Source organism: Rhizobium mesoamericanum STM3625 (assembly GCF_000312665.1).
Classification (GTDB): domain Bacteria; phylum Pseudomonadota; class Alphaproteobacteria; order Rhizobiales; family Rhizobiaceae; genus Rhizobium; species Rhizobium mesoamericanum.
The window spans coordinates 339,951-354,207 of record NZ_HF536772.1 but is presented as its reverse complement, the minus strand read 5'-3'; the positions used below and the strand labels follow the sequence as shown (position 1 = coordinate 354,207).

Here is a 14,257-nt window from a genome sequence, read left to right as displayed (position 1 = left end):
GCTCGCACCGTTCCGCGGCTATTGCAAGCCAAATCCGGGCTGGGCTGGAAGCGTCACTTTCGCTTCGAAGCCGGTTTTTTTGCCGCTCGCCGGCGACGACAATTCCAGTGTCCCACCCATTTGGGCAATGATCCGGTCGGCAATTGCTAATCCAAGCCCGGAACCGGATGCTGTCGTCTTGCCGCGGTTGAAGCGCTTCTTCAGGCTGACCATCTCGGTGTCGCGAACCAGCGGTCCTCCGTTGACGACGCGGATGACACCGCCGCTTTCGAGGGAGACGTTGACCGGCAGATCCGGGTCGCCGTGCAGCAGCGCATTCTCGATCAGGTTTCGGGTGACGATGCCGAAGGCGTCCATGTCGGCGTTGCGAACGAGCTTTGCATCCGGTGCGGCGGAATATTGAAGCCTGCCGTTCGTTTGCCTGTCGCGTTGGAAGTCCGTGACCACCATGTCGAGGACCGGGCGCAGGTCGACCGCAGTTGAGCTCCCGCCGATGCCGGCTTCGGCGCGTGACAGTTGCAAAAGCTTCTCCGCCAAACGGCTGAGATTGACCAGTGAGCTCTCGACTTGGTGGACACGATCCTGCGTTGCGCCGGGCGGTAGTTCCTCCATAAGTCGCTGGGTCTGTGCAAGCGCTCCGGCGATCGGCGTTCTCAACTCGTGCGCACTGTTGGCGGTGAATTCGCGCTCTGCTTCGAGGGCGGCGCGCAGACGTCCGAGGAGAAGGTTGACCGATCGCGCGATCGGCCGCAATTCCACAGGCAGGCTCCCAGCATCAACTTCGGCCATGTTGCCACTGTCCTTGGTCCCGATGTCTCGTCGAAGCGTCTCGATTGGTCGCAGCGCGCGTCCAACGATGAACCAGATCGCAAAGATGCTAGCAGGAATGAGTGCGATCAAGGGGATGAGCAGCGTCAGGGAGCTTTCGCGCACGGCTTCATGCCGGTTCTCGAAGCGGTCAGCCACTTGCAGGAACAGAGAACCGTCGGCCGCCATCTCGGTGTAGATGCGAGCCGTCGCCGCGTTATGGAAACCTGTGCGAAGCGGCGCATCGAAGGGCTCGGCCGGGGCATCGTTCGAGCGCAGCACCACCATGCCCTTGGAGTCGCGCACCTGATAGGTCAGATACTCGCGGCTGGCCGCAGTATTGAGCATGGCGACGCTGCGCGGATCGATCGTCGAGTTCTGGTTCAGATCATCAAGGATGAGAGCCAACAGGCGCTCTGTCGTCTCCTGTTGGGCGCTATCGAAAATCTCGTCGAATTCTTGCTGCATCACGCGAACGCTGAGGCCTGTCGCCGCAAGCCAGAACACGACTATGACGGTCGTCAGGGCAAGAATGAGCGGTCCGGTGATGCTGCGTTCGCGTCTCATCTTCATCCAAGTGTATAGCCGATACCGCGTGCTGTGCGGATCCTGTCTTTGCCGATCTTCTTGCGTAAGCGGCTCACATAGACTTCGACCGTGTTGCTTTCGATCTCCGAGCCGAACGCATAGAGCGCTTCCTCGATCCGGCCCTTTGGGACGATCGCACCTGGACGAGCTGTCAAGAGATCCAGCACCGCCCATTCGCGGCTCGTCAGGATGATCGTTTCGCCGGCCACTGATAGTTGGTGTAGTGGCCGGTTGATCTCGATATCGGAAATGCGGAGTACGGGATGCGGATTGGCATCATAGCGACGCGCGACCGCCATAATGCGCGCTTCCAGTTCGTCTAGGTTAAACGGCTTCACAAGATAGTCGTCGGCACCCGCGTTCAGTCCATCAATGCGGTCGGAGATTTGATCACGTGCCGTCAGAACGATGACAGGCGTCTTTAGGCCTTGTTCGCGAAGACGGCGAAGAAAGTCGACGCCGCTGCCGTCGGGCAGCTGAAGGTCGAGAAGTATTACCCCATAATTGACAGGCCGTGCTGCGGCGTCGGCATCGGCGAGATTTTGTACCCAATCCACGGCATGATTGGCAGCGGCGATATGATCTCGCACCGCTTCGCCAATTATCCTGTCATCTTCAACCAGCAGAATTCGCACAGTTTTTTCCTCGGGGCCAGTTAGCCCGCAGTCCATCGCCGGGTCAAGCAAGGCTTGATCGACAAAGATGACAAGCAGATGGCATTCGCTTCCCGCGCAGTGTGACAAAATAAGCTGCGCAGTTTCTCAATGCACTCGACATTTGCCCGAATTCTGGTTTGATCTGCCGCTCGTGCACCTGCGCTTAGCGCCGACTGCAGCCGGTTCCTTGAGCATGGTAGAGACTTGATGGTAAGAAAATCCGAGACTGCCGGACGGCTGGATGACGCGGCGCGCGCCGGGTGGCTCTACTATGTGGCGGGGCGGACGCAAGATGAAATCGCTTCTTCAATGGGTATTTCGCGGCAATCGGCGCAGCGGCTTGTGTCGCTTGCGGTCGCGGAGCGGTTGATCAAGGTTCGACTCGATCATCCGATTGCCGCCTGCCTCGAACTGGCTAATGCAGTTCGCAAGAAATTCAACCTGAAACATGTCGAAGTCGTTCCTAGCGACCCTGGCTCCGGTTCGGCGACGGTTGGGATCGCGGAGGCCGCTGCGGCGGAAATCGAGCGCTGGCTCAAACGTCCCGATCCCATCGTGCTTGCTGTCGGAACCGGTCGCACATTGAAGGCGGCCGTCGATCAGCTCCCCGCCATCGAATGTCCCAATCACCGCATCGTCTCTTTGACAGGCAACATCGCGCCCGATGGTTCAGCTGCCTACTACAACGTCATCTTCAGCATGGCAGACGCAGTGAAGGCGCGGCATTTCCCAATGCCGCTTCCGGTGTTGGTGACGTCGGCGGAGGAGAGGGAAACCTTGCATGGTCAGCAGCTCGTGCGTTCGACACTGGAAATCAGCGCACAGGCCGACGTCACCTTCGTCGGCATCGGTGAGCTCGGCATTGATGGCCCGCTCTGCGTCGATGGCTTTCTCGAGAAGGACGAGATGATGGAGCTGATGCGCAACGGCGCCGTCGGCGAGATCTGCGGCTGGGTGTTTGATGGCGAAGGCAAGCTCCTCGACAACCCGATCAATGAGCGCGTCGCCTCCGCGTCGATCCCATCGCGTGAGTCTTCGACCGTTATAGGAATCGGCAAGGGAAAGCGCAAATTCAAGGCGATCAAAGCAGCCGTGATGGGCCACCAAATCAATGCATTGATCACTGATGAAGACACGGCCGAATATTTGCTCAAGGCGTGAGCAAAAATATATAGCTTAATTTTCAATTAGATAATTCCCCCGTTCGCTAACGCAGCAACGAATGGCAATTGACATTTTCTTTCTTGAGGTGAGTAATTGCTCATGAGCAAAGCGAATGCTCGCACTCATCTTCTGGGAGGAAGATATGACATTGAGAACTTTCCTGCTGGGCGCCTGCTCAGCACTGGCGTTTGCCGGCATGGCTTCGGCCGAAACGCTGACGATCGCGACCGTCAACAACGGCGACATGATCCGCATGCAGAAGCTGACGGATGACTTCAAGAAGAAAAACCCCGGTATTGATCTCGAGTGGGTCACCCTCGAAGAAAACGTTTTGCGTCAGAAGGTTACCACCGACATCGCGACCAAGGGCGGTCAGTATGATGTCCTGACGATCGGTACTTATGAAGTTCCGATATGGGCGAAGCAGGGCTGGCTTCTACCTCTCGACAATCTCGGCTCCAACTACGACGTCGACGACCTACTGCCGGCGATCCGCAGTGGTCTGACCATGGACGGCAAACTCTACGCTGCGCCGTTCTACGGCGAAAGCTCGATGGTCATGTACCGCAAGGACCTCTTTGACGCCGCCGGCCTCAAGATGCCAGACGCGCCAACCTGGGATTTCATCGCGGACGCCGCGAAGAAGATCACCAACAAGGACAAGGAAATCTATGGCATCTGCCTGCGTGGCAAGGCTGGCTGGGGTGAAAACATGGCGTTCTTGACGGCTATGTCGAACTCCTTCGGCGCACGCTGGTTCGACGAAAAGTGGAAGCCGCAGTTCGATCAGCCGGAGTGGAAGGACACGCTGACCTTCTACGTCAATCTGATGAAGGAAGCTGGCCCTCCCGGTGCATCGTCGAACGGCTTTAACGAAAACCTGGCGCTCTTCCAGACCGGCAAGTGCGGCATGTGGATCGACGCGACCGTTGCCGCCTCCTTCGTTAGCGACCCGAAGGAATCCAAGGTTGCTGACAAGGTCGGCTTCTCTCTGGCTCCGGACAAGGGGCTCGGCAAGCGCGGGAACTGGCTCTGGGCCTGGAACCTCGCCATCCCGGCAGGCTCGAAGAAGGTCGAATCGGCGGAAAAGTTCGTCGCCTGGGCAACGAGCAAGGACTACACCAACCTCGTCGCCGAGAAGGAAGGCTGGCTCAATGCACCTCCCGGTACACGCACGTCGCTCTATGCTAATGCGGATTACCAGAAGGCAGCTCCGTTCGCGAAGATGACGCTCGACAGCATCAACGCGGCTGACCCGACCAAGCCGACCGTCAAGCCAGTCCCCTATGTCGGTGTCCAGTTCGTCGCTATCCCGGAATTCCAGGGTATCGGCACGGCCGTCGGCCAGCAATTCTCCGCAGCTCTTGCCGGCCAGGTTTCGGTCGATCAGGCCCTGCAGAGCGCGCAGCAGCTGACGACCCGCGAAATGACCAAGGCAGGTTACATTAAATAAATAACCTCCTGAGAAGGCGGGGCCTTTGACCTCCCCGCCCGTCTGGGTCGCCGAACTGCCCAAACTGCATCGGCGGCCCTTTTTTGCTCAGCTGTCCCGCAGCCGTCTGCCTCTTTGAACAGGATCGGTCATCGCCATGGCAACGTTACACACCCGCTCCGCAGCGCGAATGATGGTCGCACCGTCCGTTGTGCTTCTCTTCCTGTGGATGATCGTCCCGCTCGCGATGACGATCTACTTCTCGATGCTGAATTACAATTTGCTCAGCCCGGGAATGGAAACCTTCGTCGGTTTCCTAAACTACAAATATTTCTTGACAGATCCGGCCTTTATCTCCGCGTTGATCAACACACTTCTACTGGTAGTGGGAGTACTGTTGATCACTGTCATCGGCGGCATTCTGTTTGCATTGCTGCTTGACCAGGATATTTACGGTCAGGGCATCGTGCGCATCCTGGTGATCGCGCCCTTCTTCGTCATGCCGACCGTGGCGGCACTGGTGTGGAAGAATATGTTCATGAACCCGGTCAACGGGCTCTTCGCGCATCTTGCCAAGGCCCTCGGCCTGCAGCCTTATGACTGGCTGGCGAATGCGCCGCTGTTTTCGATCATCCTAATCGTGGCCTGGCAGTGGTTGCCCTTCGCGACCCTCATCATGTTGACGGCACTGCAGTCGCTCGATGAAGAGCAGAAGGAAGCCGCCGAGATGGACGGCGCCGGTGTGTTCTCGAAGTTTCTCTACATCATCCTGCCGCACATGGCCCGCGCCATTACGGTGGTGATCCTGATCCAGACGATCTTCCTGCTGTCGGTCTTTGCAGAAATCCTCGTGACGACCAACGGCGGCCCTGGAACGCAAAGTACGAACCTTACCTTCCTCGTTTACGCGCAGGCCCTACTACAATTTGACATCGGCGGCGCCTCCGCGGGTGGTATCGTCGCGGTTATCCTCGCCAACATTGTCGCGATCTTCCTCGTGCGCCTTGTCGGCAAGAATCTGGAGGCTTGAGATGGCTCGCAAGGTCTCAACTCGACGCAAAGTGGTGATGACCGCAGTCGCTTGGGCGCTCGGCATCCTGATCTTCTTCCCGATCCTCTGGACGTTCCTGACCAGCTTCAAGACGGAAGCGGATGCCATCGCATCGCCGCCGCAGTTCCTATTCTTCCATTGGACAACCCAGAGCTATGCGGAAGTGCAAAGCCGCTCGAACTACCTCAACCACTTCATGAACTCGGTGATCATTTCCTTCGGCTCGACGCTGATCGGCTTGGTCATCGCCATCCCAGCAGCCTGGGCAATGGCGTTCTCGCCGACCAAGCGGACGAAGGATCTTCTGATGTGGATGCTGTCCACGAAGATGATGCCGCCCGTGGGCGCGCTCATCCCGATCTACCTAATGTTCCGTAACTCGGGCTTGCTCGACAGTCGCTCGGGACTGGTGATCGTGCTGACGCTCATCAATCTGCCGATCATCGTGTGGATGCTCTACACCTACTTCAAGGAAATTCCTGGCGAAATCCTCGAAGCAGCCCGCATGGACGGCGCCTCACTTCTCAAGGAAATCATCTATGTGTTGACGCCGATGGCGGTGCCGGGCATTGCCTCGACACTCCTCCTCAACATTATCCTGGCCTGGAACGAGGCCTTCTGGACGCTGAACCTCAGCGCCTCGAAAGCGGCACCACTGACGGCGTTCATTGCGTCCTATTCCAGCCCCGAAGGCCTGTTTTACGCCAAGCTTTCGGCGGCCTCCACCATGGCGATCGCCCCGATCCTGATCCTCGGCTGGTTCTCGCAGAAACAACTCGTCCGCGGCCTGACCTTCGGCGCGGTGAAATAGGATATCAGGGAGAGAAACATGGGCAGCATTACCCTTCAGAAAGTCTCGAAGGTCTTCGGTGAAGCCAAGGTCATCCCGTCGATCGACCTCGACATCAAGGACGGCGAGTTTGTCGTCTTCGTCGGCCCCTCGGGCTGCGGAAAGTCCACACTTCTGAGGCTGATTGCAGGCCTCGAGGATGTGTCGGGAGGTAATATCGTCATCGATGGCAAGGACGCGACCGGGAAGGCGCCATCCGAACGCGGCCTCGCGATGGTCTTCCAGTCCTATGCGCTCTATCCACATATGAGCGTGCGCAACAACATCGCCTTCCCGCTGAAGATGGCCGGCGTCGACAAGGCGGAGATTGACAGAAAGGTCGCAGACGCCGCGCGGGTCCTCAACCTCACCGACTATCTCGAGCGCAAGCCGCGTCAGCTCTCGGGCGGCCAGCGCCAGCGTGTCGCGATTGGCCGTGCTATCGTACGCCAGCCCTCGGCCTTCCTGTTCGACGAGCCGCTTTCGAACCTGGACGCGGCCCTTCGCGTCAACATGCGCCTTGAGATCAGTGAACTGCACCAGCAGCTGAAAACGACCATGATCTACGTCACCCACGACCAGGTCGAGGCCATGACCATGGCCGACAAGATAGTCGTGCTCAACCGCGGCAATATTGAGCAGGTGGGCTCGCCGTTGGAGCTCTATCACAAGCCGCGCAACCTTTTCGTTGCGGGCTTCATCGGTTCGCCGAAGATGAATTTCGTGAAGGGCCAGTATGCCGCCCAGTTCGGTGCCCATACCATCGGCGTGCGACCGGAGCATGTATTGCTGTCGAGCGAAAGCGGCGACTGGAACGGGAAGGTGATGGTTGCCGAACATCTCGGCGCGGACACCTTCCTGCATGTCGATGTCCAGGGTATCGGCCATGTCACCGCGCGTGGCGGTGGCGATTTCCCGGCCAAGGCCGGCGATGCCGTTTATCTGACGCCCGATAAGACGCGGATCCACAAATTCAACGAAGGTGGCCTCGCCATCTAAGCGCATCGTTGCCGGGTGGGGACAAGAAAGCAACGCCGGACAAGGTGCCCGGTGTGCCGACACCGGGGTCCTTAGCCGATCCCGAACACCTTCAAGAGGACTGAGAGATGACGTGCAAACTATCGCTGGCAACGCTTCCCGAGGCGGCAATAACGGCCGCCGTGCCGACGTATGAGCGGGCGTCGCTGAAGGCGGGCATCGTGCATTTCGGTGTGGGCAATTTCCACCGCGCCCACCAGGCGATCTACCTCGACGATCTGTTCAATTTGGGCCAGGATCATGACTGGGCGATCATCGGCGCTGGAGTACTCCCTTCCGACGCGGCGATGCGCGAAAAGCTCGCAGCCCAGGACTACTTGACGACGGTGGTCGAGCAGGACAACAACAAGTCGGCCGCGCGCGTCACTGCGCCGATGATCGATATCCTGCCGGTCGGAGATGCCAAGGCAATCATCGCAAATCTTGCCGATCCCGTAATTCGCATCGTTTCGATGACGATCACCGAGGGCGGCTATTTCATCGACGCCTCGGGCAAGTTCAATCCCGGTCATCCGGCGATCACCGCGGACGGCCAGAATCCTGCGGAACCGAAGACGGTCTTCGGTCTTATCGTCGCCGGTCTCAAGGCGCGCAAGGAGAAGGGTATCGTGCCTTTCACCGTCATGTCGTGTGATAACATTCCGCATAATGGCGTCGTGACCTCGAACGCCGTTGTTGGTACCGCACGGCTTTCCGATCCCGCCTTCGCCGACTGGATCAAGGCGAACGTCAGCTTCCCGAACGCCATGGTGGACCGCATCACGCCGGCCACGGGGCAGCGTGAAATCGACCTTTTGAAGGATGCCTTTGGCATTGAAGATAATTGGCCGGTCTATTGCGAAGAGTTCAAGCAATGGGTGCTCGAAGACAAGTTCACAGCCGGCCGACCGGCGCTGGAGAAGGTTGGCGTCACCTTCGTGCCCGATGTGACGCCCTATGAGCACATGAAGATCCGCATCCTGAACGGTGGACACGCGGCGATTGCCTATCCTGCAGCGCTCATGGACATCCATTTCGTGCATCATTCGATGGAAGACCCACTGATTCGCGCCTTCCTCGGCAAGCTGGAAAAAGAAGAGATCATTCCGATCGTTCCGCCGGTGCCTGATACTTCGTTGACGGATTACTTCGCGCTGATCGAGCATCGGCTGCTTAACCCAAAGATTGCCGACACCATCCCGCGCCTTGCGCAGGATGGATCGAACCGCCAGCCGAAATTCATCCTGCCATCGACGCTCGACAATCTGAACCAGGGCAGGGATGTTGTCGGCCTGGCGTTGGTGTCGGCGCTGTGGTGCCGCTATTTTGCGGGCAAGACCGACAGCGGCAAGGATATCGCCTTCAACGACGCCAGCGCCGACCGGCTGCATGCGGCGGCTCTGAAAGCGAAGGACGATCCGATGGCCTTCCTCGCTTTCGACGACATCTTTGGAGAAGTGTCGAAATCCGACTTGTTCCGCAAACGCTTCGCCCAGGCAGTGAAAACCCTGTGGGAAAAGGGTACGCGTGAGACCTTGCAGCGTTATCTTGACAACAAGCTTGCTGTGTAGGGACTGATGGCGGCACAAGCTCCACCTGTCCGGTGGATGGAAACTTCCTGCAACAACTGCGATTGGGTTTGCCATGGCTGAGGCTGAAACACGGCTGGTCATTTTCGACTGCGACGGCGTTCTCGTCGATAGCGAACCGATATCGGTCAGCGTCCTTGTGAAGGCCATGAACGATCTCAACGTGCCCATCACCGAGGCAGAGGTCTACGGCCGGTTCCTCGGGCGAAGTCTCGCGACTGTGATCGAGACGATGAAGACCGAATACGACGTCCATCCAGGCCAGGAATTCCTTGAGCAGATCCGCACGGATCTCTACGCCCGGTTTCGCAAGGAATTGAAGCCGATGGACGGAATTGCCGAGACGATCGACACCCTCGGTATTCCGTGCTGCGTCGCCTCTTCCAGTCAGGTCGAGCGCATCCGACTGTCGCTGACGGTCACCGGTTTGATCGATCGGCTGCCAAATATTTTCAGTGCGACAATGGTTAAACATGGTAAGCCGGCCCCTGATCTGTTCCTGCATGCGGCGCAGGAAATGAAGGTCGAGCCGGCAAACTGCGTTGTTGTCGAGGACAGCCCCGCCGGGATCGAAGCAGCGAAGGCCGCAGGCATGACGGTGTTTGCTTTCACAGGCGGGTCGCACGCCAATTTTTCCGGCTATCGCGCTGAACTCGACCGGCTTTCTCCCGAAGCCGTGTTTGACGCGATGCCAGATTTGATCCACCTTGTCCGAAAACATAAGCAGGACGGGATGCACCTTTAATGCCTCAGCATGTGGTTGCGGTCGATATCGGCACCGGCAGTGCGCGCGCCGGCGTCTTCGACGCTTGCGGCGCACTGCTGGGCAAGGCGGAACATCCGATCATCATGAACAGGCCGCGTGAGAACCACGCCGAACACGATTCGGAGGACATCTGGTCGGCGGTCTGCATTGCCGTGCGCAAAGCGATGGAGCAATCCGGTGCTGCGCCGTCGTCGGTAGGTGCGATCGGCTTCGACGCTACCTGTTCCCTTGTCGTACGCGATGTCGACGGCGGTCAGATCAGCGTTTCCACCAGTGGCGAGCGACGCTTCGACACGATTGTCTGGCTCGACCACCGGGCACTGAAGGAAGCGGATTTCTGCACGGCGACGAGGCACCCCGTATTAGAGCATTCCGGGCATTTCATGTCACCGGAAATGGAAATGCCGAAGCTAATGTGGCTGAAGAAGAAGCTTCCCGGCACATGGATGAACACTGGCTACCTCTTCGATCTCGCCGATTTCATGACCTGGAAGGCGACGGGCGCGCTGGCACGGTCGTGTTGTACGCTAACAGCCAAGTGGAACTATCTCGCTCATCTGGATAGGGGTTGGCAGAAGGACTTTCTCGAGCAGATCGGGCTCGATGACCTGCTGGAACGCGGACGATTGCCGGAAGAAACGGTGCCGGTCGGCAAGAGCGTCGGGACGCTGACGCAGGAAGCCGCCTCAGCTCTTGGATTAACGACGACGTGCCATGTTTCTTCAGGCATGATCGACGCTTATGCCGGGGCTCTCGGCGCGCTTGGCGGTGAGGCGCGTGACGCCCTCAGGCTGGAACGCCAACTGGCACTCATTGCCGGCACCTCGAGCTGCATCGTATCGTTCTCGCGTGAGCGCAAGCCAAGCCACGGCATGTGGGGGCCATACTACGAGGCCGTGTTCCCTCAAGCCTGGCTGGTCGAGGCGGGGCAATCGGCGACCGGCGCGTTGCTCGACCATATCGTGCGGATGCATGCGGCCGGTGGTGAGCCGACCGCTACCTTGCATCAGAAGATCGTCCTGCGCATCGCGCAGCTTCGCGCTGAAGAGGGTGACGAGTTCGGTGCCCGCATCTTCGTGCTGCCAGATTTCCACGGCAACCGCTCGCCGCTCGCCGATCCGCATGCCGTCGGCGCTATCAGCGGCCTGACGCTTGATACATCGTTCGACGGGCTCTGTGCCCTCTATTGGCGCACCGCCGTGGCGATTGCTCTCGGGATCCGCCACATCCTCGAGCGGATGAAAGATTATGGCTACGCGCCCGATACGCTGCATGTCGCCGGCGGTCATGTGAAGAACGCGGTGCTGATGGAACTTTATTCGGATGCGACCGGCTGCAAGGTCGTAGTCCCGAAAATGAACGAGGCTGTGCTTCTCGGTACGGCGATGGCCGCGTCCGTTGCGTGCGGTCTCTATGAAAGTCTCGCGGAAGCGGGGTCTGCGATGTATCCTGGAGGGGAAGAGCGGCTACCGAACGCCTCGAAACAGGCACTTTACGACCGTGACTATCGCCGGCTGCTTGCTATGTATCGCCATCGCGCCGAACTGGAGGCGACGGAATGAGCGCCGAGAGCTCAGGACCTATTCATTGGTGTTACCATTTGCTCACGGTCCCGACTGGAGGCTGTGATGAGCATCTCTGGCAGGACGGGGTCACGCGCATACATTGCGGCGACCATTGCCATTGGCACGGTTAATAGCCCTGAGCCTAGGCATAGACTAGCGGCTTCCGCCTTCGCCGAGCATGCTGCCGAATTCAGCCATACGACGTGCGCGGGCGCTCGCTTCGTCGCCGGCGGCGGTGATGACGGCTTCCGACAGGCAGTCGAGCATGGCCATCAACGGCGGCAAGTTGTCGTCGCCATCGGAGCGGACGGGAGGTAGTGCGAGCGCGAGATTGGCCTGTTCCGGTATCCAGTTGGCGTCCTGTGAGGTGATCAATATGACCTTGTATCCATAGCGCCGTGCGGTACGCGCCAACAAACGGGCTTTGCTGAAACGGGGACTGTCGATTACGATCAACAAGGCGCCATTACCATCCAGCCGTGCGAAGAGTTCGGCGAAGCGGCTAGCTGTTCCATCGAGCGGATGAACGCCATCGCGGGCCTGCGTCAATCTCTGAGCGAAGTGGGCCGCGAAACCTGACAAACGCGCATGGGTGGCAACAAAAACCTCCCGGGCGGCCGATATCATCGATACGGCTTCGTTCCATTGCGGCTGTCCCGTCAAGTGGTAGATATGGTGCAACGCCTGAATCTGCTCGGAGACCAGAACGGCCAGTGGTTTGCCGGCGGAAGCGTCGGTCTGAAGTTCGGTAAGCGATGCCTGCATTTGTGTGGGCGAAATAGCGGTTGTCTCGCGGATGTGAACCTTGACGCTATCGAGGCCCTGGTAGCCGAGCGAACGCAGAAAGCGTCCCACCGTCATCGGACTTAGATCCAGCCGGTCCGCGACCGAGGCGGCGGTCTCGAAGGGAAGATCGTTCAGGTGTTCGGAGAAGTACTTCGCAATCCGCCGCTCGGCCGGGGTGCCGGACTTGGCGTATTGGCGGAGTTTTTGGACGAAATCTTCCACGCTGGCCGTCCTGATCTTCCCGGAAGCATTTCTCGGATGTGCGGGGCAACCCCTGTCGTTTGCAACTATTCCGAAAGATGCGTCTTAGGAATAAGCAATCTTAGTTGATAAATTACTATATATTAACCTAGGTTTCCCGACAAGTTTTGGGTCAATTTACCGGATTTATTTCAGCCTTGCCGTTCAATGTTCAGATTCCTACATGGTATTGCAACCGGAGACCTCAGAATGATCTTACAGGCAGCTCGCCTATCCCTCATCAACCTTTTGGCGGCGGAAACGCGCTCAGTCTTTTGGAAGGTCCTCGGATTGACGCTTCTAGTGCTCGTCGGACTTTGGCTGGCGCTGCGCAGTGCCTTTATATCGTTTGTCTTCCCGTGGATTGACAGCTTTTTTCCTGCCATGCCGGATTGGGCGGGCTGGCTCGGCTTCGTGTTTGCGATCGTTGCCGGCATAGGGCTGGCGCTCGGGTTGGCGCTGTTGCTGTCACCGGTAACGGCGCTGATCGCGAGCCTGTTTCTCGACGATGTGGCCGCGGTGGTTGAAAAGAGGGACTATCCTTCAGATCCGCCTGGCACTCCGATGCCGCTCGGTCCGGCGCTCGTGAGTTCCATCAAGTTTCTCGGGGTCGTCATTGCCGGCAACCTCATAGCGCTTTTCCTGCTTTTCGTGCCGGGCATCAACCTGATAGCGTTCTTCTTTGTCAACGGGTACCTCCTGGGTCGGGAATTCTTCGAGTTTGCCGCCATGCGTTTCCGTTCGCCGGAGGAGGCGCGGCTATTCCGGGCCAAACATGCAACAACCGTCTTTCTCGCAGGACTGGTCGTAGCGGCTTTCCTTGCCATCCCGATCGTAAATCTGTTGACGCCGCTCTTTGCTGCAGGGCTGATGGTGCACTTGCACAAGTTGATTTCCCGAAAAGATACAGGCTTCCGCAGCTAGCGCCATGTAAGCGGTGCTGGACCTCGTCCATCGCACCCAAGGGCGCGATTGCCGCCTTACTCGACGGCCTCGCCGATGATCTGCGGCGGTAGCTCGACCAGCGGCGCCGGCACGTCGCAGGTCTTCTCGGGCGACTTGCAGATGTCGGCAATGACGCAGCGCTCGCATTCGGGCTTGCGCGCCTTGCAGGTATAGCGGCCATGCAGGATTAGCCAGTGGTGGGCATGGTGGAGGTAGTGTTTTGGCACCACCCTCATTAGGCGTTCCTCGACCTCATCGGGCGTCTTGCCCGGCGCCAGCTTGATGCGGTTGGCGATCCGGAAGATGTGGGTATCCACGGCCATCGTTGCCTGACCGAAGGCCATGGAAAGCACGACGTTGGCGGTCTTGCGGCCAACGCCAGGCAGCGTCACCAATTCGTCGCGTGTCTGCGGCACGACGCCGCCGAACTTGTCGACTAGCATCTGCGAGAGCGCAATGACGTTCTTGGCCTTGTTGCGGTAGAGGCCGATCGTCTTGATGTACTCGCGTACCCGCTCCTCGCCGAGCGCGAGCATCTTTTCCGGCGTGTCGGCGAGCTTGAAGAGTGCCCGCGTCGCTTTGTTGACGCCTGCGTCCGTTGCCTGGGCGGAGAGCGCCACGGCGACGACGAGCGTGAACGGGTTGGTGTGTTCCAGTTCGCCTCTCGGCTCGGGGCGCTGCACGGAAAAGCGGCGGAATATCTCCTCGCGCTCGGCTTCGGAATAGGCCGAGCGGACCGCTATCGGCTTCTTGCTGCGAACGATCACTTTTGAGGTCAGCGACGAAGCGACGTTGGATTTGAGTTTCACAGTTGGCATGGAA

General features: G+C 58.8%; 13 protein-coding genes. 9 read left to right on the top strand and 4 right to left on the bottom strand.

Annotated elements, in window-relative coordinates; genetic code table 11:
* Nucleotides 1-18: 18 nt before the first annotated feature.
* Nucleotides 19-1,374, bottom strand: a complete 1,356-nt coding sequence (locus BN77_RS01745; RefSeq protein ID WP_040676598.1) for a sensor histidine kinase — start codon at nt 1,372-1,374, stop codon at nt 19-21.
* 2 nt (nt 1,375-1,376) lie between these two features.
* On the bottom strand, nt 1,377-2,030 hold the full coding sequence (locus BN77_RS01740; RefSeq protein WP_007527837.1) for a response regulator: 654 nt from the start codon (nt 2,028-2,030) through the stop codon (nt 1,377-1,379).
* Nucleotides 2,031-2,258: 228 nt separating this feature from the next.
* On the opposite strand from BN77_RS01740, the gene BN77_RS01735 reads away from it, so the two are divergent.
* The 8 genes from BN77_RS01735 (at nt 2,259) to BN77_RS01700 (ending at nt 11,461) form a co-directional block, all read left to right on the top strand.
* A complete protein-coding gene (locus BN77_RS01735) occupies nt 2,259-3,212 on the top strand; it encodes a sugar-binding transcriptional regulator (protein ID WP_007527835.1) in 954 nt (317 codons plus the stop codon).
* A 145-nt stretch (nt 3,213-3,357) separates the two neighbouring features.
* Nucleotides 3,358-4,668: an ABC transporter substrate-binding protein gene (locus tag BN77_RS01730; protein WP_040677510.1), complete on the top strand. Its 1,311-nt coding sequence runs from the start codon at nt 3,358-3,360 to the stop codon at nt 4,666-4,668.
* Nucleotides 4,669-4,804: 136 nt separating this feature from the next.
* The gene (locus BN77_RS01725; RefSeq protein WP_007527829.1) at nt 4,805-5,677 is read left to right on the top strand and encodes a carbohydrate ABC transporter permease; all 873 of its coding nucleotides are present in this window, start codon (nt 4,805-4,807) and stop codon (nt 5,675-5,677) included.
* Nucleotide 5,678: 1 nt separating this feature from the next.
* A complete protein-coding gene (locus tag BN77_RS01720) occupies nt 5,679-6,509 on the top strand; it encodes a carbohydrate ABC transporter permease (RefSeq protein ID WP_007527827.1) in 831 nt (276 codons plus the stop codon).
* 18 nt (nt 6,510-6,527) lie between these two features.
* A complete protein-coding gene (locus tag BN77_RS01715; protein ID WP_007527824.1) occupies nt 6,528-7,526 on the top strand; it encodes an ABC transporter ATP-binding protein in 999 nt (332 codons plus the stop codon).
* A 107-nt stretch (nt 7,527-7,633) separates the two neighbouring features.
* The gene (locus BN77_RS01710) at nt 7,634-9,115 is read left to right on the top strand and encodes a mannitol dehydrogenase family protein (protein WP_007527822.1); all 1,482 of its coding nucleotides are present in this window, start codon (nt 7,634-7,636) and stop codon (nt 9,113-9,115) included.
* Nucleotides 9,116-9,188: 73 nt separating this feature from the next.
* A complete protein-coding gene (locus BN77_RS01705) occupies nt 9,189-9,878 on the top strand; it encodes an HAD family hydrolase (RefSeq protein ID WP_007527820.1) in 690 nt (229 codons plus the stop codon).
* Nucleotides 9,878-11,461, top strand: coding sequence for an FGGY-family carbohydrate kinase (locus tag BN77_RS01700; RefSeq protein WP_007527818.1), 1,584 nt, complete (start codon nt 9,878-9,880; stop codon nt 11,459-11,461). The genes BN77_RS01705 and BN77_RS01700 overlap by 1 nt, the downstream gene beginning before the upstream one ends.
* A gap of 156 nt (nt 11,462-11,617) precedes the next feature.
* On the opposite strand, the gene BN77_RS01695 is transcribed toward BN77_RS01700, so the two are convergent.
* A complete protein-coding gene (locus BN77_RS01695; protein WP_007527816.1) occupies nt 11,618-12,472 on the bottom strand; it encodes a MurR/RpiR family transcriptional regulator in 855 nt (284 codons plus the stop codon).
* A gap of 228 nt (nt 12,473-12,700) precedes the next feature.
* Between BN77_RS01695 and BN77_RS01690 the strand changes: the two genes are divergently transcribed.
* Nucleotides 12,701-13,414 carry a sulfate transporter family protein gene (locus BN77_RS01690; RefSeq protein WP_007527814.1) on the top strand — a complete coding sequence of 238 codons (714 nt, stop codon included), beginning with the start codon at nt 12,701-12,703 and terminating at the stop codon, nt 13,412-13,414.
* Nucleotides 13,415-13,470: 56 nt separating this feature from the next.
* Here the strand turns inward: BN77_RS01690 and nth are convergent, their stop codons facing one another.
* Complete coding sequence (nth, locus tag BN77_RS01685) at nt 13,471-14,253, bottom strand: endonuclease III (protein ID WP_007527812.1); 783 nt, start codon at nt 14,251-14,253, stop codon at nt 13,471-13,473.
* Between the last annotated feature and the right edge of the window lie 4 nt (nt 14,254-14,257).